17 protein-coding genes are annotated in these 18,171 nt (G+C 72.1%); 7 read left to right on the plus strand and 10 right to left on the minus strand.

Annotated elements, in window-relative coordinates:
* Window positions 1-60 precede the first annotated feature (60 nt).
* Genes ACZ562_RS01495 through ACZ562_RS01515 form a run of 5 tightly spaced genes read right to left on the minus strand, consistent with a single transcriptional unit; the run spans window position 61 to window position 5,314 of the window.
* Window positions 61-906: a glycosyltransferase family 2 protein gene (locus tag ACZ562_RS01495; RefSeq protein ID WP_471173945.1), complete on the minus strand. Its 846-nt coding sequence runs from the start codon at window positions 904-906 to the stop codon at window positions 61-63.
* A gap of 44 nt (window positions 907-950) precedes the next feature.
* Window positions 951-1,730 carry a CDP-alcohol phosphatidyltransferase family protein gene (locus ACZ562_RS01500; protein ID WP_471172923.1) on the minus strand — a complete coding sequence of 260 codons (780 nt, stop codon included), beginning with the start codon at window positions 1,728-1,730 and terminating at the stop codon, window positions 951-953.
* Window positions 1,708-2,769 carry an iron-containing alcohol dehydrogenase family protein gene (locus tag ACZ562_RS01505; RefSeq protein WP_471172928.1) on the minus strand — a complete coding sequence of 354 codons (1,062 nt, stop codon included), beginning with the start codon at window positions 2,767-2,769 and terminating at the stop codon, window positions 1,708-1,710. The genes ACZ562_RS01500 and ACZ562_RS01505 overlap by 23 nt, the downstream gene beginning before the upstream one ends.
* A complete protein-coding gene (locus ACZ562_RS01510) occupies window positions 2,757-3,509 on the minus strand; it encodes a phosphocholine cytidylyltransferase family protein (protein WP_471172932.1) in 753 nt (250 codons plus the stop codon). Before ACZ562_RS01510 ends, ACZ562_RS01505 begins: the two co-directional genes overlap by 13 nt.
* The gene (locus tag ACZ562_RS01515) at window positions 3,506-5,314 is read right to left on the minus strand and encodes a DUF5941 domain-containing protein (protein ID WP_471172936.1); all 1,809 of its coding nucleotides are present in this window, start codon (window positions 5,312-5,314) and stop codon (window positions 3,506-3,508) included. The genes ACZ562_RS01510 and ACZ562_RS01515 overlap by 4 nt, the downstream gene beginning before the upstream one ends.
* Window positions 5,315-5,590: 276 nt before the next feature.
* On the opposite strand from ACZ562_RS01515, the gene galE reads away from it, so the two are divergent.
* From galE to idi, 3 genes are all read left to right on the plus strand, one after another.
* Window positions 5,591-6,583: a UDP-glucose 4-epimerase GalE gene (gene galE / locus ACZ562_RS01520; protein ID WP_471172939.1), complete on the plus strand. Its 993-nt coding sequence runs from the start codon at window positions 5,591-5,593 to the stop codon at window positions 6,581-6,583.
* Window positions 6,584-6,748: 165 nt separating this feature from the next.
* The gene (locus ACZ562_RS01525; protein ID WP_471172942.1) at window positions 6,749-7,699 is read left to right on the plus strand and encodes a cation diffusion facilitator family transporter; all 951 of its coding nucleotides are present in this window, start codon (window positions 6,749-6,751) and stop codon (window positions 7,697-7,699) included.
* A 186-nt stretch (window positions 7,700-7,885) separates the two neighbouring features.
* Complete coding sequence (gene idi / locus ACZ562_RS01530) at window positions 7,886-8,479, plus strand: isopentenyl-diphosphate Delta-isomerase (RefSeq protein WP_471172946.1); 594 nt, start codon at window positions 7,886-7,888, stop codon at window positions 8,477-8,479.
* A gap of 7 nt (window positions 8,480-8,486) precedes the next feature.
* Here idi and ACZ562_RS01535 read toward each other — a convergent pair whose 3' ends face one another.
* Window positions 8,487-8,996 carry an ATP-binding protein gene (locus ACZ562_RS01535; RefSeq protein WP_471172950.1) on the minus strand — a complete coding sequence of 170 codons (510 nt, stop codon included), beginning with the start codon at window positions 8,994-8,996 and terminating at the stop codon, window positions 8,487-8,489.
* 268 nt (window positions 8,997-9,264) lie between these two features.
* Here ACZ562_RS01535 and ACZ562_RS01540 point away from each other — a divergent pair, with 268 nt between their 5' ends.
* Window positions 9,265-10,020 carry an enoyl-CoA hydratase/isomerase family protein gene (locus ACZ562_RS01540; RefSeq protein WP_471172953.1) on the plus strand — a complete coding sequence of 252 codons (756 nt, stop codon included), beginning with the start codon at window positions 9,265-9,267 and terminating at the stop codon, window positions 10,018-10,020.
* Here the strand turns inward: ACZ562_RS01540 and ACZ562_RS01545 are convergent.
* Together ACZ562_RS01545 and ACZ562_RS01550 are read right to left on the minus strand one after the other, a co-directional pair.
* Window positions 10,007-10,642 (minus strand): DJ-1/PfpI family protein, encoded by a 636-nt coding sequence (locus ACZ562_RS01545; RefSeq protein ID WP_471172956.1) that lies wholly within the window; start codon window positions 10,640-10,642, stop codon window positions 10,007-10,009. The genes ACZ562_RS01540 and ACZ562_RS01545 overlap by 14 nt on opposite strands.
* A gap of 22 nt (window positions 10,643-10,664) precedes the next feature.
* A complete protein-coding gene (locus ACZ562_RS01550; RefSeq protein ID WP_471172959.1) occupies window positions 10,665-11,624 on the minus strand; it encodes a GlxA family transcriptional regulator in 960 nt (319 codons plus the stop codon).
* Between the two features lie 111 nt (window positions 11,625-11,735).
* Between ACZ562_RS01550 and ACZ562_RS01555 the strand changes: the two genes are divergently transcribed.
* From ACZ562_RS01555 to ACZ562_RS01565, 3 genes are all read left to right on the plus strand, one after another.
* Window positions 11,736-12,605, plus strand: coding sequence for an SCO6745 family protein (locus ACZ562_RS01555; protein ID WP_471172963.1), 870 nt, complete (start codon window positions 11,736-11,738; stop codon window positions 12,603-12,605).
* Window positions 12,606-12,701: 96 nt separating this feature from the next.
* Window positions 12,702-12,833 (plus strand): LPFR motif small protein, encoded by a 132-nt coding sequence (locus ACZ562_RS01560; protein ID WP_471172965.1) that lies wholly within the window; start codon window positions 12,702-12,704, stop codon window positions 12,831-12,833.
* A 101-nt stretch (window positions 12,834-12,934) separates the two neighbouring features.
* Window positions 12,935-15,322 (plus strand): Tex family protein, encoded by a 2,388-nt coding sequence (locus ACZ562_RS01565; RefSeq protein ID WP_471172968.1) that lies wholly within the window; start codon window positions 12,935-12,937, stop codon window positions 15,320-15,322.
* Between the two features lie 104 nt (window positions 15,323-15,426).
* Here ACZ562_RS01565 and ACZ562_RS01570 read toward each other — a convergent pair whose 3' ends face one another.
* Together ACZ562_RS01570 and ACZ562_RS01575 are read right to left on the minus strand one after the other, a co-directional pair.
* Entirely contained in the window at window positions 15,427-17,067 is a 1,641-nt protein-coding gene (locus tag ACZ562_RS01570) for an ABC-F family ATP-binding cassette domain-containing protein (RefSeq protein WP_471172969.1), read from the minus strand.
* Window positions 17,068-17,139: 72 nt separating this feature from the next.
* A complete protein-coding gene (locus tag ACZ562_RS01575) occupies window positions 17,140-18,162 on the minus strand; it encodes an oxidoreductase (RefSeq protein WP_471172974.1) in 1,023 nt (340 codons plus the stop codon).
* Between the last annotated feature and the right edge of the window lie 9 nt (window positions 18,163-18,171).

Genomic DNA, 18,171 nt, shown 5'->3' on the forward strand with positions numbered 1-18,171 from the left:
GTAGGCGTGGCATGAGCCTGGGGCCTCGGTACGGCCCGGTTGCTCTCCGGAACGAGCTTGTCAGATGACGGGGGGCCGGCCCAGTCGCGTCAGGCGCCACACCGTACGCCACTTCATGGGTCTGCGCGGCCCGCACGGCGTGGTCCAGCCTTCCCTGAATCCGCCGAACCACGCCTTCAGGGCGGAACGCGAGGGGCGGCGCAGCAGGGTCAGCAGCAGCCAGACGCCGAGGTAGACCGGGACCAGGAGGGCGGGCAGGTTGCGGCGGGCGAGCCAGACGCGGTTGCGGGCGACCATGCGGTGGTATACCGCGTGCCGTGAGGGAGCGGTCGTCGGGTGGTACAGCACCATGTCGGACCGGTAGTCGATCATCCAGCCCGCGTCCAGGGCCCGCCATGCCAGGTCGGTCTCCTCGTGTGCGTAGAAGAATTCGTCCGGGAGTCCGCCGACCTCTGCGAAGACCTTCGTACGGACGGCGTTGGCGCCGCCGAGGAAGGTGGTGACCCGGGAGGAGCGCATCGGGTCGGAGGCGCGTAGGCGCGGGACGTGGCGGCGCTGGGTGACGCCGGTGTCCGGGTCGGCGATGCGGAAGCTGACGATCCCGAGCTTCGGGTCGGCCTCGAAGGCCTGGCGGCACAGCTCGGCGGTGTCGTGGTGCGCGAGCAGGCCGTCGTCGTCCAGGAAGAGCAGGATGTCGACGTCACGGCCGCCCGGGCCGAAGGCCTCGATGCCCACGTTGCGGCCGCCCGGGATGCCGAGGTTCTCCGGCAGTTCCACGGTCCGTACGCCCTCGGGGACGTCCGGCACGGGCGAGCCGTTCCCGACGACCACCACCTCGACGCGGTCGCCGTCCTGCTTGGCGATCGAGTCGATCAGGGCGCGCAGCTCGTCGGGGCGGTTGCCCATGGTGATGATGACCGCGCCGGCCTTCAGTGCGGAAGCCACGGCGCTCACCTCAGCCTGCTGGACGCGAGGATGGACACGAGGTGCAGGAGGGTCTGCAGGAGCGCGATGCCGGCCAGCACCGCGACGCCGAGCCGGGAGAAGAACAGGTCGCCCCGCATCTGGTCGAGGACCGCCAGGACCAGGATCAGCAGGGAGGCCTCGATCCCGAGCACCAGCCGGTGGAACTTCAGCGCCGCGGCCGCCCTTCGGGCCAGCGCCATACCGGACGAGCGCGGCTCGGACGCGGCCTCCTGGACCGGCGGCAGCCCGCCCTGGTGGCGGGCGACGCCGACCAGGTCGGTCTCCGCCTTGATCAGGATCGCGCCGAGGGCGGCCAGGGTGCCGAGGAAGGCCCAGAGCCAGTCCGTCCGTCCGGAACCCCACAGGTCGGCGGCGCGCAGGCCGAAGCCGACGAGCACCGCCGCGTCGGTCAGATAGGCCCCGACCCGGTCCAGGTAGACCCCGCCGAGCGAGAACTGCTGCTTCCAGCGCGCTATCTCGCCGTCGACGCAGTCGAGCAGGAGGTAGAGCTGGACCATCAGCACGCCGAGAACGGCGCCCGCGATCCCCGGCACCAGCAGGGCCGGGGCCGCGAGGACACCGAAGACGGTCATCAGGTACGTGAGCTGGTTGGGCGTGATCCTGGTGTTGACCAGGTAGCGGTCCACCCGCAGGGACACCTCGCGCATGTAGAGGCGTCCCGCCCAGTGCTCACCGCTGCGCCGGTCCTTCACCCCTGCGGGGTGGACGACCGGTCTGAGTTCAGCTACCGATGGCCTTGACATAGTCGGCGTAGATGTCCTTGATCTGTTCGGTCTTGAGGTCGAGGTGTTCGAGGATCGTGTAGCGGCCGGGCCGGGTCTCCGGGGCGAACTCCACGACCCGGACGAACTCGTCGACGGTGAAACCGATCTCCTCCGGAAGCACCGGCAGCCCGTGCCGGCGCAGCACCTCGGCCATGAACGCCGACTCCTCGTGGGCCCCGCGCAGGTACATCGCGAAGGCCGCGCCCAGGCCGCACTGCTCGCCGTGGGCGGCGGCGCGCTTGGGGAAGAGCAGGTCGAAGGCGTGGTTGATCTCGTGGCACGCGCCGGAGGACGGCCGTGAGTCGCCCGACACCGACATGGCGATACCGCTGAGAACCAGCGCCTCGGCGAGCACCTGGAGGAAGTCGTTGTCCCCGATGCCGCCGGGGTGGCGCAGCACGGCCTCGCCAGCCTGGCGGGCCATCGCCGCCGCGAGACCGTCGATCTTCTCGCCCTTGACGCGGTTGGCGAGCTCCCAGTCCCGGATCGCGGAGATGTTGGAGACGGCGTCGCCGATGCCCGCCCGGACGAAGCGGACCGGCGCCTCGCGGATGACGTCGAGGTCGATGACGACCGCGATCGGGTTCGGGACACCGTACGAGCCGCGACCCGCGTCGTTGTCGAGGGTGGCGACGGGCGAGCACAGGCCGTCGTGCGCGAGGTTCGTCGGTACGGCGACCAGCGAGAGGCCGACGCGTGCCGCGGCGAACTTGGCGCAGTCGATGATCTTGCCGCCGCCGAGGCCGACCACGGCGTCGTAGTGCCCGGCCTTTATGTCGCCGGCCAGCCGGATCGCGTCGTCGAGGGTGCCGCCGCCGACCTCGTACCAGGTGGCGCCGGGCAGCGAGGGGGTGATCCGCTCGCGCAGCCGGGCTCCCGAGCCGGCGCTGACGGCGACGGCGAGCTTGCCGGAGTGCGAGACGCGCTCGTCGGCGAGCACGGCGGCCAGGTCGTCCAGGGCACCCGGACGGATGTCCACGACGACCGGCGAGGGGATGAGCCTCGTCAGTACTGGCACGCGATCTCCCGTCCCTTGGCGAGATCGTCGTGGTTGTCGATCTCGACCCACTTGACGTCGCCGATCGGTGCCACGTCGATGCGGAAGCCTCGGCCCACGAGTTCCTGGTAGCCGTGCTCGTAGAACTGCTGCGGGTCCGTCTCCCACACGGTCTTGAGCGCGTCGGCCAATTCGGGGGCGGCGTCGCCCTCGATGAGGGTGACGCCGATGTACTCGCCGGTGGCCTCGGACGGGTCCATCAGCTTGGTGATCTTCGTCATGCCCTTCTCGGGGTCGACGACGACCTTCATCTCCTCGTCCGCGAGGGACTTCACCGTGTCGAGGGCGAGGATGATCTTCTTCCCGTCGCCGCGGGCGGCGAGCAGCGTCTTCTCGACGGAGACCGGGTGGACGGTGTCGCCGTTGGCGAGGATCACGCCGTCCTTGAGGGCGTCACGGCCGCACCACAGGGAGTAGGCGTTGTTCCACTCCTCGGCCTTGTCGTTGTCGATGAGGGTGAGCTTGAGGCCGTACTTCTGCTCCAGGGCGGCCTTGCGCTCGTAGACGGCCTCCTTGCGGTAGCCGACGATGACCGCGACCTCGGTCAGGCCGATCTCGGCGAAGTTCCCGAGGGTGAGGTCGAGCACCGTGATGCTGTCTTCTATGCCCGCAGGGCCCACCGGCACCAGCGCCTTGGGCAGGCTGTCGGTGTAGGGGCGCAGACGCCGTCCGGCGCCGGCCGCCAGCACGAGGCCGATCATGCGGGTTCTCCTTCATCGTGTACGGCGGGCGCGCCGCCCTTGTGGGCGGACACCCAGAAGCGGATGCTCTCGACGAGCACCACCAGGGCGACGGCCACGGCGAGGGCCGTGAGCGCGACCTTGAACTGCGAAGCGGCGAGCACCGCGGCGAGGACGGTGACGAGCAGCGTCCGCCCCTCCTGCCCCCCGACGGCGCGCACCAGCCAGGCCGGAGGCGCTCCGGCGTTGCCGCGGATGCGGTACACCGTGTCGTAGTGATGGTAGGCGACGGCCGCCACCAGCCCGAAAGCCGCAGGAAGGGCTCCGTTCACGTCCGCGTGGGCCGCCAGCACCAGGACGGTTCCGTACTCGGCGGCGCGGAAGAGCGGCGGGACCAGCCAGTCGAGGGCGCCCTTGAGCGGCTGGGACAGGGCAAGGCCTGAGGTCACGGTGTAGACGACGGCACCCGCGACCGCTGCCCAGGCATCGCCGGAAAGGACCGTGGAGGTGAGGATCACGACGCCGACCGCGGCCAGAAGCAGCGGGGAGCTCGGGTGGAACCGGGTGTTCGGGCTGCGCCGCTTCGCCGCGAACCCGGCGAGGGGGCCGTTGTCCGCGAGGTCCGCCAGCGCCTGCGCCGCCCGGTCCGTGCGCCTGGCCTTGCGGGTCAGTGACCGCAGGACGCGGCCCGCCGTGGTGTACGTCGCCGCGAAGGCGCAGCCGACGAGCAGCGCGTAGAAGGTGATGCGCGGGGTCGTGGCCGCCGTCAGGACGGCGATCATCGCCCAGCGTTCGCCGATCGGCAGGACGATCATGCGTCGCACCCAGACCGTCCAGCCGACGCTGTCGAGCTTGTCGGAGAGGGCGGCGGTGGGGCTGGTGTTGGCGGTGGCATCGTGGTTGGCCTCGTTGAACGAGAAGTCCACGACGTGCCGGCAGGTCTGCAGGATCATCGCGCCGAGGGCGAGGGCCCATACGTCGTCGCCGCCACGGGCGGCGCCCAGGGCGAGGCCCGCGTAGTAGGCGTACTCCTTGGCCCGGTCGAAGGTGGCGTCCAGCCAGGCGCCCAGGGTCGAGTACTGCAGGGAGTAGCGGGCGAGCTGTCCGTCGGCGCAGTCCAGGACGAAGGAGGCGATCAGCAGGACGCCGGCGGCGACGAAGCCGGCCCGGGTGCCGGTGGCCGCGCAGCCCGCCGCGATCAGCGCGGTGAGCAGCGAGGCGGTGGTGACCTGGTTGGGGGTCAGGCCGCGGCGGGCGCACCAGCGGGCGAGGTAGCGGGAGTACGGGCTGATGCAGAAGGTGGTGAAGAAGCCGTCGCGGGCCTTGACGGCCGACTTCAGGCGTATCGCCTCGTCGTCGACGGCGGCGACGGCCTGCCGTGCCTCGTTGCGGGCCTGCGGGTCGGCGGGGACGGCGGCGACCAGGCTGCCCAGTTCGGGGCGGTGGACGTCGGCACCCCCGGCGTCGAGGGCGGTGACGACGCGGTCGGGGAGGCTGTCCACGGCGAGGGCGGTACCGCCGCCGGCCGAGTTCTCCCGGGCCACGGCGTGGGTCAGGGCGGGCCTGCCGTCGGGCCGGGCCGTCACCGCGCCGGGCACGGCGGCGAGCGGGAAGCGGGGGTCTGTGAGGCCGAGGCGCAGCGCGTGCAGGTGGCCGACGAAGCGGGCGTCGACCACGGCGACCCGCTGGTCGCCCGGTACCTGGGTGAGGAGCGTCTCGGCGTCGGCCGGGTCCCTGGCGACCCGTACGTCGAAGCCGAGGGACCGCAGATCGCCCTCGATCGACGATCCGGGGACCGGCTGGCCGGTGAGGATGGCGGTCGACAACCGAACTCACTCCCTGGGTGCCGACGCGTCCGCGCCGGTCATGTACATGATGGTGCGCCCTTGCCTGCGGCACCCGGGCGGCATGTCGGCTGAGGCTATCGGATCGCCGGTAGCCCGCGTTCACCGCCCGTTTCACGGCCCGATCGACGGGATTTGAACAGCCCTTCGCCGCGATCATCATCAGGGATCCGGGGCCCGGCCCACAAACCGCGCCCCCAGACCGGGCATCCGGGACATCGCGCCGCGGCCTCCCTCGTCGGCATAGGGTGGGCGACCATGACATGGCTGATCACCGGCGGTGCCGGGTACATCGGGGCACATGTGGCGCGGGCCATGACCGACGCCGGGGAGCGCGTGCTCGCGCTCGACGACCTCTCGGCGGGAGTCCCCGCGCGGCTGCCCGGACCCGTCCCGCTCGTGCACGGCTCCTCGCTCGACGGCGACCTGCTGAAGCGGGTCTTCGCCGAGCACGCGGTGACGGGGGTGGTGCACCTCGCCGCGCGCAAGCAGGTCGCCGAGTCCGTCTCCGGGCCCACGCGCTACTACAAGGAGAACGTGGGCGGGCTCGGCACGCTCCTGGAGGCGGTCGCCGAGGCCGGGATCACGCGGTTCCTGTTCTCCTCCTCGGCCGCCGTCTACGGCAATCCCGAAGTGGATCTCATCACGGAGGACACGCCCTGTGCCCCGGTGAACCCCTACGGCGAGACCAAGCTGGCCGGGGAGTGGCTGGTGCGGGCTGCGGGCCGGGCGCACGGGATCGCGACCGTGTGCCTGCGGTACTTCAACGTGGCCGGCGCGGCGGCGCCGGAGCTGGCCGACACGGGCGTCTTCAACATCGTGCCCATGGTCTTCGACCGGCTCACACGCGACGACGCCCCCCGGATCTTCGGCGACGACTATCCGACGCCGGACGGCACGTGCATCCGTGACTACATCCACGTCACCGACCTGGCCGAGGCACATCTGGCGGCAGCCCGGCGGCTGACCGGCGGGGACGCACGGGGCGACCTGACGGTGAACATCGGCCGCGGCGAGGGCGTCTCCGTGCGCGAGCTGGTCTCCCTGATCGGCGAGGTCACCGGCGACCGCCGTCCGGCCGTCGTGGAGGCCCGCCGCCCCGGGGACGCGCCGCGTGCGGTCGCCTCGGCCGCCCGGGCCGCCGAGGAACTCGGCTGGCGCGCCCGGCGCGAGGTGCACGAGATGGTCGAGTCGGCCTGGCGGGGCTGGCAGTTGCACCACGGCCGCCGTACGGCGGTCACCGACCGCTGAACGACGGTCTACCGACCCGCTGAACGACGGTCACCGACCCGCCCTGACCTGCGTATCGTTTCCGCAGGTCAGGGCACATGACAACGGTGTTCAGTGCCGCGTTGCCCGATACCCCCCACCCGTAGTTCACTGTGATCCCGGGCGGAACACAGGAAGGCGGCTCTCATGGGGGCTGGGCACGATCACGGGCATGCGCACGTGCATACCCACGCCGCGCCGGCCGGCTCCACGGCGGCCGCGGCGTACCGCGGCCGGCTGCGGGTCGCGCTGTCGATCACGCTCGGCGTCATGGTGGTCGAGATCGTCGGCGGTGTGGTCGCCGACTCGCTCGCGCTCGTCGCGGACGCCGCGCACATGGCGACGGACGCACTGGGCCTGGGCATGGCGCTGCTGGCGATCCACTTCGCGAACCGGCCGCCGGCCGGGAACCGCACCTTCGGGTACGCCCGCGCCGAGATCCTCGCCGCGCTCGCCAACTGCCTGCTGCTGTTCGTGGTCGGCGGGTACGTGCTGTTCGAGGCGGTCCAGCGGTTCATGGCGCCGGCCGGCACCGAGGGCGGCCTGATGATCGTGTTCGGCGCGATCGGCCTGGTCGCGAACACGATCTCCCTCGCGCTGCTGATGCGCGGCCAGAAGGACAGCCTGAACGTGCGGGGCGCGTTCCTGGAGGTGGCGGCGGACGCACTGGGCTCGGTGGCGGTGCTGATCTCGGCGACGGTGATCCTCACCACCGGCTGGCAGGCCGCCGACCCGATCGCCTCCCTCGTCATCGGCCTGATGATCGTGCCGCGCACCTGGAAGCTGCTGCGCGAGACCCTCGACGTGCTGCTGGAGGCCGCCCCCAAGGACGTCGACATGGCCGAGGTTCGGGCCCACGTCCTGGCCCTGGACGGCGTCGAGGACGTCCACGACCTGCACGCCTGGACCATCACCTCCGGGATGCCGGTCCTGTCGGCCCACGTGGTGGTCCGCTCCGACGTCCTGAACGCGATCGGTCACGAGAAGATGCTCCACGAGCTCCAGGGCTGCCTCGGCGACCACTTCGACGTGGAGCACTGCACCTTCCAGCTGGAACCGGTCGGGCACGCGGAGCACGAGGCGCGGCTGTGCCACTGAGCCTGTGACACGGGCTCCGAGGCTCCGCCCCTGACCGGAGTGCAGCGATCCGGCGCGCGGTCGCGTCCTCGTGCTCATGGTCGCGCCCGGGACGGTTCGCGTCCGCCGCGCCGGGCACGATCAACTGCCGGGAGTGCCGGTTTCGTACGGCAGACTTGGGCGCGAAGACCGATGCGAAGGATGCGTATGCCGATCACACCTGCCACCGCGGAGCACAGCTCGTCGAACGGCACCGCGGACGCGATTCTGCTGGAACTGGTCGACGAGAACGGTGTGACGATCGGCACCGCGGAGAAGCTCGCCGCCCACCAGCCGCCGGGGCAGCTGCACCGCGCCTTCTCCGTGTTCCTCTTCGACGAGCGCGGCCGGCTGCTGCTGCAGCAGCGGGCGCTGGGCAAGTACCACTCCCCCGGTGTGTGGTCCAACACGTGCTGCGGCCACCCCTACCCCGGAGAGGCGCCTTTCGCGGCGGCGGCCCGGCGGACGTACGAGGAGCTCGGGGTCTCCCCGTCGCTGCTCGCCGAGGCGGGCACGGTCCGCTACAACCACCCGGACCCGGCCTCGGGCCTGGTGGAGCAGGAGTACAACCACCTCTTCGTGGGACTGGTGCAGTCCCCGCCCCGGCCGGACCCGCAGGAGGTCGGCGCGACGGCCTTCGTGACCTCGGGCGAGCTCGCCGAGCGGCACGCGAAGGACACCTTCTCGTCGTGGTTCATGACCGTGCTGGACGCGGCCCGACCCGCGGTGAGGGAACTGACGGGCCCGTCGGCCGGTTGGTGAGACCGCTTCAGAGGAGCCGCGCGGGTTTGAGCGGCAGGGCGGCCCAGATCACCTTGCCGCCGCTCGACGTGTGCTCCACGTCGCACACGCCGCCCGCCTCCCGGGTGATCTCGCGCACGAGAAGCAGTCCGCGGCCGCCGGTCCGGCCGTGGTCGGCCTCCAGGGCCGTCGGGCGGTAGGGGTGGTTGTCCTCCACGGACACCCGCACCCACTCGGCGCCGACGGCGACCTCGACGGCGAGCATCGGTGACAGCAGTGCCGCGTGCCGAACGGCGTTCGTGACCAGCTCCGAGACGATCAGCAGGAGCCCGTGGACCAGGTCGTCCGAGACCGGCGCGCCCTGGCGGTACAGCAGGTCCCGCACGGCGTGCCTGGCCTGCGGGACCGAGGCGTCGACGGCGGGAGCGGTGAACCGCCACACGCCTTCGTACGGCAGCGGATCCGGCGGCCTCGGGACGAGGGGCTCGTCCTGGCCGCCTGCTGGGCGTGGGGCGGACCCGCGCCCATGGTCGTCCATCGTCCGGTCTCCACCCTTGCGCTCGATTGTCACCACACGTCGAGTGTTGGTAATGACCCGCTCCGCTCTCGATACCTGAACAGAAGTCAGCGGGTATCGAGCGTTTCTGACCGCTGGCGTATGACACGGTCAGTTGTAGGACTGATTCCTGTCCGTGTTGTGCCACCTTGGCGAACTATTCGGGTTGTACGGGTTTGCCCGCCGACTCGTGGCTCCCGGCGACCTGCCCTTCGACCGGTCGCCGAGGGGGGCGGATAGCATCCGCCGCATGGAGCCGCAGCTGCTGCACGGCGTCACCGACTCGGTGGCCACCGTCGTCGTCCACCATCCGGCCAAGCGCAACGCCATGACGGCGGCCATGTGGCGGGCGCTGCCGCCGCTGCTCGACGTTCTGGCGGCCGATCCGGACGTACGGGCCCTGGTGCTGACCGGGGAGGGCGGCACGTTCTGCGCGGGGGCCGACATCTCCACGCTCCGCGGGTCACCGGAGGAGGCCCAGGGGCTGGCCGTGCGGGCGGAGGAGGCGCTCGCCGCGTTCCCGAAGCCGACGGTGGCGGCGATCCGCGGGCACTGCGTGGGCGGCGGGTCGCAGTTGGCGGCGGCCTGCGATCTGCGGTTCGCCGAGGAAGGTTCGCTCTTCGGGGTGACGCCGGCGAAGCTCGGCATCGTGTATCCGGCCTCCTCCACCCGGCGCCTGGTGTCGCTGGTGGGCCCGGCCGCCGCCAAGTACCTGCTGTTCTCGGGCGAGCTGATCGACGCACAGCGGGCGCTGCGGACCGGCCTGGTGGACGAGGTGCTGCCCGAGGGCGAACTCGGCAAGCGGGTCGCGGAGTTCACGCGCGTGCTGGTGTCCCGCTCGCAGGTGACTCAGGCCGCCGCGAAGGAGTTCGCGGACGGGCGCACGGACCGGGACGCGCACTGGGCGGAGCAGGCGCGCGGCAGCGCCGACACCGCCGAGGGCGTCGCCGCGTTCCTGGAGCGCAGGCAGCCGCGCTTCACCTGGACCGTGCCTACGTCAGGATGAAGCGGCTGTGCGCACGCAGCAGGTCGACGAGGTGCGCGGGCGCCTTCTCGGGCGACCCGGCGTCGTAGGGCGGCTGCGGGTCGTACTCCGTGGCCAGCTGGACGACCTGGGCGTGTTCGTCGCCGGCGAGCCTGCCGAGCAGGGTGAGGCCCATGTCGATGCCGGAGGAGACGCCGGCGGCGGTGACGTACTTGCCGTCGGTGACGACCCGCTCGCCGGTGGGCTCGGCCCCGAACCGCCGCAGCTGGTCGAGGGCCAGCCAGTGGGAGGTCGCGCGGCAGCCCTTCAGGAGTCCGGCGGCGGCGAGCAGCAGGGAGCCGGTGCACACGGACGTCGTCCAGCTACTGGTGGCGTCGGCCGTGCGCAGCCAGTCCAGGAGCGTCCCGTTCTCCATCTGCTGAGTCTGGCCGGGGCCGCCGGGCACGACCACGATGTCGGGGTTAGGTACCTCGGCGAGCGTCCTGTCCGCGGTCAGGGCGAGGTTCCCGGTGTCGGTGCGCACGGGGCCGGTCCGCTCGGCGACGAAGACGGTCTCCGCGTCCGGGAGACGGCCGAGGGTCTCGTACGGGCCGACGGCGTCGAGGGCCGTGAAGCGGTCGAAGAGGACGATGGCGATCTGCACGGGAGTTCCTTTCGGTGGCGTTTCAGTGGACGGGTGCCGGGCGGAAGCGGCGGCGGTACTCGGCCGGGGCCGTCCCGAGGGCCTTGACGAAGGCGCGGCGCATGGTCTCCGGGGTGCCGTAGCCGCTGGCGCGGGAGATTTCCCCGACGCCGTCGCCGGTGTCCTCCAGAAGGCGGCGGGCGTGTTCGAGGCGGACCCGGTCGACGTAGCGGCCGGGGGTCGTGCCGGTCTCGGCCCGGAAGGCCCGGGCGAAATGCCGGGGCGACAGGCGGGCGCGGGCGGCGAGGGCCTCGACGGTCAGATCGTCTGCGGGGTGCTCGGTGATCCACTGCTGTACGTCGCGCAGGGGCTCACGCTGTGCGGTCTGGGCGGCCAGCTGGGCGCTGAACTGAGCCTGGTTCCCGGGCCTGCGCAGGAAGACCACCAGGTGGCGGGCGACGGTGAGTGCCGTGTCGCGGCCCAGGTCCTCCTCGACCAGGGCGAGGGCGAGGTCGATGCCCGAGGTGACGCCCGCGGAGGTGGAGACGTGTCCGTCACGCACGAAGACGGGGTCGGGGTCGACCTCGACGGCCGGGTGGTCGCGGGCGAGTTTGTCGCAGTACGCCCAGTGGGTCGTGACGCGGCGGCCGTCCAGCAGACCCGCCCCCGCGAGCAGGATCGCACCGGTGCAGACGGAGACCAGGCGCTGTGCGCGGGGACCGTTCTCGCGCAGCCACGCGGTCAGGCGCGGCGCGGGGCGGCGGGTGCCCTGGCCGCCCGGGACGAGCAGGGTGTGTGCGTCTGCCCTGTCCGTGAGCGGCTGGTCCGGTACGAGGGTCAGGCCGCTGGAGGTCCGCACCGGGGCGCCGTCCAAGGAGGCCGTACGGATGCGGTAGGTGCCCGGGGTGTGTGTCTCGGCCCCGGCGAACACCTCCACCGGGCCGGTTACGTCGAGGCTCTGCACACCGTCGAAGAGGAGGACGAGCACGGTTCGTTGCGCCATGCGGTCGATTCTTCGCGGGCGGCAGGATGGCCGCAATGACGAGTTTCCCGCCTTTACGGCCGTCCCGCCCGCACTCTGGAGCGAATACCGACCGGTCGGTACCCTTCGGTCATGACAACTGCCTCCATCGATGCGCGCGCCGGCCGCCGCTGCCACAACGCGCTCAACTCCCTGCACGCCACGCACTACTTCGCGCCCGAGCTGGGCCAGGAGCTGGGCGCACTCGGGATCACGCACCCCCGCGCCGTCAATTTCGCGGTGCGGGCGGCCGCCCTGGGACCGGCAGGTGCCGGGGCTGTGGCCGCGACCTTCTACAACTACAAGTACGAACTCGTGGCCCGGCACGTCCCGGCCGTGTGGGCGACGGCCGCACCCGGGCAGGTGCTGGCGGCACGCGCGCGTGCCGTCGACGCGTCGCTGCGCCGGCTGCTGGGCGAGGAGGCGGTCGGGTCCGAGGAGATGGCGCAGGCCGCGGGACTGGCGCTGCGCGCCGCCGAGGCGTGCTCGCGCAGCGGACGCCCGCTGTACTCCGCCCACGCCGACCTGCCGGTGCCGAAGGAACCGCACCTGGCCTACTGGCACGCCGCCACGCTGCTGCGCGAGCACCGCGGCGACGGACACCTGGTCGCCCTGATCGCGGCGGACCTCGACGGCCTGGAGGCGGTGGTGACCCACACCGCGACCGGCAAGGGCATGACCCCGGAACGGGTCTTCGGCTCCCGCGGCTGGAGCCAGGAGGACTGGGACGCGGCTGCCGGACGGCTGCGGGAACGCGGGCTGCTGGACGAGGCCGGCGAACTGACCGGCCAGGGCGTCGCCCTGCGCGAGGAGATCGAGCGGGAGACGGACCGGCTGGACCGGGCACCGTACGAGCACCTGGGGGCGGACGGCGTCACACGGCTGACGGACCTGGCGCGGAGGTTCGCGGGCACGGCGCTCGCCGCCGGTGCCTTCCCCGCGGATCTGATCGGCAAGCACTGAACGGCGGGGCGGGGAGCCGATCGAGGCATGCCGGGCCGCCGCCGAGGTACCCGGACTCCGCCGGCCGCTCCGGCCGGGAGAGGAAAGGGGAAGTCCGTGTTCCGTGCGATTGCAGACGTGCTGCGGCAGATCGGTGGGGCCATCGCCACCGTCGTGACGCTGCCCTTCCGGGCGCTGGCCCGGCTCTTGGGCGGTGCCTCCGGCTCCGCGCGGCGCCGCAGCGCCTGAATCCGCCTCCCCGGCCCGCCGGGTACCGCCCTTGATCCCCGATTGCCGGTGCCACCTGCCACAATTGCCGCGCAACCTCAGTGAGAAGGCGGTACGGGATCGTGACGACACCCGGGTCCATCGGAGCAGGGTCCATCGAAGGCAGGATCGCCGAGGAGCTCGGCGTACGGGAGCGGCAGGTGAAGGCCGCCGTGGAGCTGCTCGACGGCGGCTCGACGGTGCCCTTCATCGCCCGCTACCGCAAGGAAGCGACCGAGATGCTCGACGACGCGCAGCTGCGCACCGTCGAGGAGCGGCTGCGCTACTTGCGGGAGCTGGAGGAGCGGCGGACGGCGATCCTCGACTCCGTGCGCGAGCAGGGCAAGCTCACCGAGGAGCTGGCAGCGCGGATCCGCGCGGCCGAGACCAAGGCGCGGCTCGAGGACATCTACCTGCCGTTCAAGCCGAAGCGGCGGACGAAGGCCCAGATCGCGCGCGAGGCCGGGCTCGAGCCGCTCGCCGAGGGGCTGCTCGGCGACCCGGGTGTCGAGCCGCTCTCCGCGGCCGCCGCGTTCGTCGACGCCGGCAAGGGGGTCGCCGATCCGCAGGCCGCCCTGGACGGCGCGCGGGCGATCCTCACCGAGCGGTTCTCGGAGGACGCCGACCTGATCGGCGAGCTGCGTGAGCGTATGTGGGTGCGCGGCCGGCTGGCCGCCAAGGTGCGGGAGGGCAAGGAGGAGGCGGGCGCCAAGTTCGCCGACTACTTCGACTTCGCCGAGCCGTTCACCGAGCTGCCCTCGCACCGCATCCTCGCCATGCTGCGCGGCGAGAAGGAGGAGGTCCTCGACCTCGTCCTGGAGCCCGAGGAGCCGACGGACGGGCCGTCCTCGTACGAGGGCATCGTCGCCGGGAGGTTCGGGATCGCCGGCCGCGGCCGTCCCGCCGACAAGTGGCTGCAGGACACGGTCCGCTGGGCCTGGCGCACCCGCATCCTGGTGCGCCTCGGCATCGACCTCAGGCTGCGGCTGCGTACGGCGGCGGAGGACGAGGCGGTGGGCGTCTTCGCGGCGAACCTCCGCGACCTGCTGCTCGCCGCCCCGGCCGGCACGCGCGCGACGCTGGGGCTGGACCCCGGTTTCCGTACGGGCGTGAAGGTCGCCGTGGTCGACGCGACCGGCAAGGTGGTGGCCACGGACGTGATCTACCCGCACGTCCCGGCCAACAAGTGGGACGAGGCGATCGCGGGGCTGGCGCGGCTGGCGAAGGAGCACGCGGTCGAACTGGTCGCGATCGGCAACGGCACGGCGTCCCGCGAGACGGACAGGCTCGCCGGTGAACTGATCACCAGGCACCCCGAGTTGAAGCTCACCAAGGTGATGGTCTCCGAGGCGGGCGCTTCCGTGTACTCGGCCTCCGCGTTCGCCTCGCAGGAGCTGCCCGACATGGACGTGTCGCTGCGCGGCGCCGTGTCGATCGCGCGCCGGCTGCAGGACCCGCTCGCCGAACTGGTGAAGATCGACCCCAAGTCGATCGGCGTCGGGCAGTACCAGCACGACCTGTCCGAGGTGAAGCTGTCGCGTTCGCTGGACGCGGTGGTGGAGGACTGTGTGAACGGCGTGGGGGTCGACGTCAACACTGCGTCGGCGCCGCTGCTCGCCCGGGTCTCCGGCATCACCTCCGGACTCGCCGAGAACATCGTGGCGCACCGCGACGCCAACGGCCCCTTCTCGTCGCGCACGCAGCTGAAGAACGTGGCGCGGCTCGGGCCGAAGGCGTACGAGCAGTGCGCGGGCTTCCTGCGCATCCGCGGCGGCGACGACCCGCTGGACTCGTCCAGCGTGCACCCGGAGGCGTACCCGGTCGTCCGGCGGATGGTGAAGACCAGCGGGCAGGAGGTGGCCTCGCTCGTCGGCAACACGGGCGTGCTGCGCTCGCTGAAGCCGGGTGACTTCGTGGACGAGACGTTCGGTCTGCCGACGGTGACCGACATTCTCAAGGAACTGGAGAAGCCCGGACGCGACCCGCGGCCCGCCTTCAAGACGGCCACCTTCAAGGAGGGCGTCGAGAAGATCTCCGACCTGGCGTCCGGGATGGTCCTGGAGGGCGTCGTCACGAACGTGGCGGCCTTCGGGGCGTTCGTGGACGTCGGCGTCCACCAGGACGGCCTGGTGCACGTCTCCGCGATGTCGAAGACGTTCGTGAAGGATCCGCGGGACGTGGTCAAGCCCGGGGACATCGTCAAGGTGAAGGTGCTGGACGTCGACATTCCGCGCAAGCGGATCTCGCTCACGCTGCGCCTGGACGACGAGGCCGCCCCGCAGGGTGAGCAGGGCGGGGGCGAGCGCCGGCAGCGCGGCGGCCGGCCGCCGCAGCAGCGCCAGCAGCGTCAGGGGCAGCAGCAGCGTCAGGGGCGTGACAGCGGGGGCTCGCGCCAGGCGCCGGCTCCTGCCAACAGCGCGATGGCGGACGCCCTGCGGCGGGCGGGGCTGGTGGATCCCAAGCGGCGGTAGTCCGGGACGACACGGCCGAGGTGACGACAGGGCCTGGTGCCGCGTCAGCCAAGGTTTGCCCGTCGAGGAGCGGCGCGACGGGGGGAACCTCGGCTGACGCGGCACTAGCGTTCCGTCACCTTGCCGTCCGCGACCTCCAGGCGGCGTGTCACCCGCACCGCGTCCAGCATCCGGCGGTCGTGGGTGACCAGGAGCAGCGTGCCCTCGTATGCGTCGAGGGCCGACTCCAGCTGCTCGATCGCCGGGAGGTCCAGGTGGTTGGTCGGCTCGTCCAGGACCAGCAGGTTGACGCCCCGGCCCTGGAGCAGCGCCAGTGCCGCCCTGGTGCGTTCGCCCGGGGAGAGGGTGGCCGCCGGGCGGAGGACATGGTCCGATTTCAGGCCGAACTTGGCCAGGAGGGTGCGGACTTCGACCGGCTCGGTGTCCGGCACCGCCGCGCAGAAGGCGTCCAGCAGGGACTCCGGGCCGTGGAAGTTCCCCCGGGCCTGGTCGACCTCGCCGACCAGGACTCCGGAGCCGAGGGTGGCAAAACCGCCGCTCAGCGGGACGCGGCCCAGCAGCGCGCCGAGCAGGGTCGACTTGCCGGCGCCGTTGGCTCCCGTCACCGCCACCCGGTCCGCCCAGTCGACTTGGAGCGAGACCGGGCCGAGCACGAACTCGCCGTGGCGCACCTCGGCGTCCCGCAGCGTGGCGACCACCGCACCCGAGCGCGGCGCCGCCGCGATCTCCATGCGCAGCTCCCACTCCTTGCGGGGTTCCTCGACGACGTCGAGGCGTTCGATCATGCGCTGGGTCTGCCGGGCCTTCGCGGCCTGCTTCTCGCTGGCCTCGCTGCGGAACTTGCGGCCGATCTTGTCGTTGTCGCTGCCCGCCTTGCGGCGGGCGTTCTTCACGCCTTTGTCCGTCCAGGAGCGCTGCATCTGGGCCCGGTCCTGGAGGGCCGCCTTCTTGTCGGCGAACTCCTCGTAGTCGTCGCGGGCGTGCCGTCGGGCGACCTCCCGCTCCTCCAGGTAGGCCGCGTAGCCGCCGCCGTAGAGAGTGATCTGCTGCTGGGCGAGGTCGAGTTCGAGGACCTTGGTGACCGTGCGGGTGAGGAACTCGCGGTCGTGGCTGACGACGACGGTGCCGGCCCGCAGGCCGCTCACGAAGCGTTCGAGCCGCTCCAGGCCGTCCAGGTCGAGGTCGTTGGTCGGCTCGTCGAGCAGGAACACGTCGTAGCGGGACAGCAGCAGCGAGGCCAGCCCGGCACGTGCCGCCTGGCCGCCGGAGAGCGAGGTCATCGGCTGGTCCAGGTCCACGGCCAGGCCCAGCGTGTCGGCGACCTCCTCGGCGCGTTCGTCCAGGTCGGCGCCGCCGAGCCCGAGCCACCGCTCCAGGCTCGTCGCGTACGCGTCGTCGGCGCCGGGTGTGCCGTCGACGAGCGCCTGGGTGGCCTCGTCCATCGTCCGCTGGGCCTCGGCGACGCCGGTGCGGCGGGCGAGGAACTCCCGTACGGTCTCGCCGGGCCGGCGCTCCGGCTCCTGCGGCAGATGTCCGACGGTCGCCGTCGGCGGGGACAGCCGCAGCTGCCCCTCCTCCGGCGCGGCCAGGCCGGCGAGCAGCCTGAGCAGCGTGGACTTGCCGGCTCCGTTGGCCCCGACCAGGCCGATCACGTCGCCGGGCGCGACGACGAGGTCGAGCCCGGTGAACAGGGAGCGGTCGCCGTGGCCGGCGGCGAGGTTCTTGGCGACGAGGGTGGCAGTCATCAGACCGCCGATCCTAACGGTCGTCCCGGACGCGGCGCGTGCCGGAGTTCACCGCGACGCCATGTCCCGGTTTCACCGCACCACGGCCTCCACCAGCACGCTTCCGGAGGTACGCGCGACCACGAAGGACTCCCTCCTCACGGTCTTCGCGTCGAGGGCGATGCGGTGGCGGCCGGGTTCCAGGACGCCGTCGAAGAGCGCGTGGGTGTGGGTGCGGCAGAGGCGGTCGAGGCGGTGCGCGGTGAGCCGGACGCGGCACGGGGAGGTGACCTCGACGCACGCCTCGCCGTGGGCGGCCACCAGCCGGGTCAGCCGGCGCCTCTCCAGGGGGCTGGGGTCCAGGGCGTGTTCGATCTGGGCGACGAGGACGGGAATGATCGGGGCGAGGCCGTCGACGTGGGCGACGTCCAGGCCGGCACGTTCGAAGGAACGGCGTACGGCGGCGCGTTCGGCCTGGGTGACGGCGCGGCCGAAGGCGACGGCGCCGTAGGCCCGCAGTTCCTCGGCGGGGACATCGTCGGCGTCGTGGGCGATGTCGGCGCCGACGCCGATGCCGCGCAGCGCGGCGGCGAGCTTGGCCAGGACGCCCACGCGGGCGCCGATCAGCAGGACACGGCGGCGGGCTCCGCCCGAGTCGCCGGCCGGCAGGGAGCCCAGTGCCGCGCGGTAGGCGGCGCCGTGGAAGCGGTAGGGGCCGATGCCGTGGTAGCCGTTGAGCTGAAGGTCGGCCTGCTCGTCGGTCTGCCAGGCGAAGTCCCGCCAGATGTAGTCGTCTCCGTCGCGCGCGATGACGGCGGTGACGGCACCGCAGGCGAGGTCCTCGCACTCGGGACAGCCGTAGATGACGTGACGGCCGCCGGGCAGCGGTGCCTCCGTCTCCAGAAGCAGGCTGCGGACCTGGGCGGTGAAGATCGCGGGCGGGACGTCGGAGGCGAGCGGGGAGACGGCGTCGAGGTCGGAGAGGCGGAAGAGCAGCGGGCGTCCGTCGACGACGAAGTCCACGAAGTCCCGGTGGACTTGGTAGTCACCGTTGGCGAGGACTCCACCGGCACGCATCGCCGGTGCCAGGGCGAAGGTCGCGTATGCGGCAGACATATGGTGAGT

It is taken from the genome of Streptomyces sp. NPDC040410, from assembly GCF_055595715.1.

Excerpts from the sequence above, each read along its gene's own strand:
- ACZ562_RS01500 (WP_471172923.1), bottom strand. The coding sequence starts at position 1,730 with ATGTCAAGGCCATCGGTAGCTGAACTCAGACCGGTCGTCCACCCCGCA.
- ACZ562_RS01495 (WP_471173945.1), bottom strand. The coding sequence starts at position 906 with ATGGGCAACCGCCCCGACGAGCTGCGCGCCCTGATCGACTCGATCGCC.
- ACZ562_RS01535 (WP_471172950.1), bottom strand. The coding sequence starts at position 8,996 with ATGGACGACCATGGGCGCGGGTCCGCCCCACGCCCAGCAGGCGGCCAG.
- ACZ562_RS01550 (WP_471172959.1), bottom strand. The coding sequence starts at position 11,624 with ATGGCGCAACGAACCGTGCTCGTCCTCCTCTTCGACGGTGTGCAGAGC.
- idi (WP_471172946.1), top strand. The coding sequence starts at position 7,886 with ATGCCGATCACACCTGCCACCGCGGAGCACAGCTCGTCGAACGGCACC.
- ACZ562_RS01575 (WP_471172974.1), bottom strand. The coding sequence starts at position 18,162 with ATGTCTGCCGCATACGCGACCTTCGCCCTGGCACCGGCGATGCGTGCC.
- ACZ562_RS01555 (WP_471172963.1), top strand. The coding sequence starts at position 11,736 with ATGACAACTGCCTCCATCGATGCGCGCGCCGGCCGCCGCTGCCACAAC.
- ACZ562_RS01540 (WP_471172953.1), top strand. The coding sequence starts at position 9,265 with ATGGAGCCGCAGCTGCTGCACGGCGTCACCGACTCGGTGGCCACCGTC.
- galE (WP_471172939.1), top strand. The coding sequence starts at position 5,591 with ATGACATGGCTGATCACCGGCGGTGCCGGGTACATCGGGGCACATGTG.
- ACZ562_RS01525 (WP_471172942.1), top strand. The coding sequence starts at position 6,749 with ATGGGGGCTGGGCACGATCACGGGCATGCGCACGTGCATACCCACGCC.
- ACZ562_RS01510 (WP_471172932.1), bottom strand. The coding sequence starts at position 3,509 with ATGATCGGCCTCGTGCTGGCGGCCGGCGCCGGACGGCGTCTGCGCCCC.
- ACZ562_RS01570 (WP_471172969.1), bottom strand. The coding sequence starts at position 17,067 with ATGACTGCCACCCTCGTCGCCAAGAACCTCGCCGCCGGCCACGGCGAC.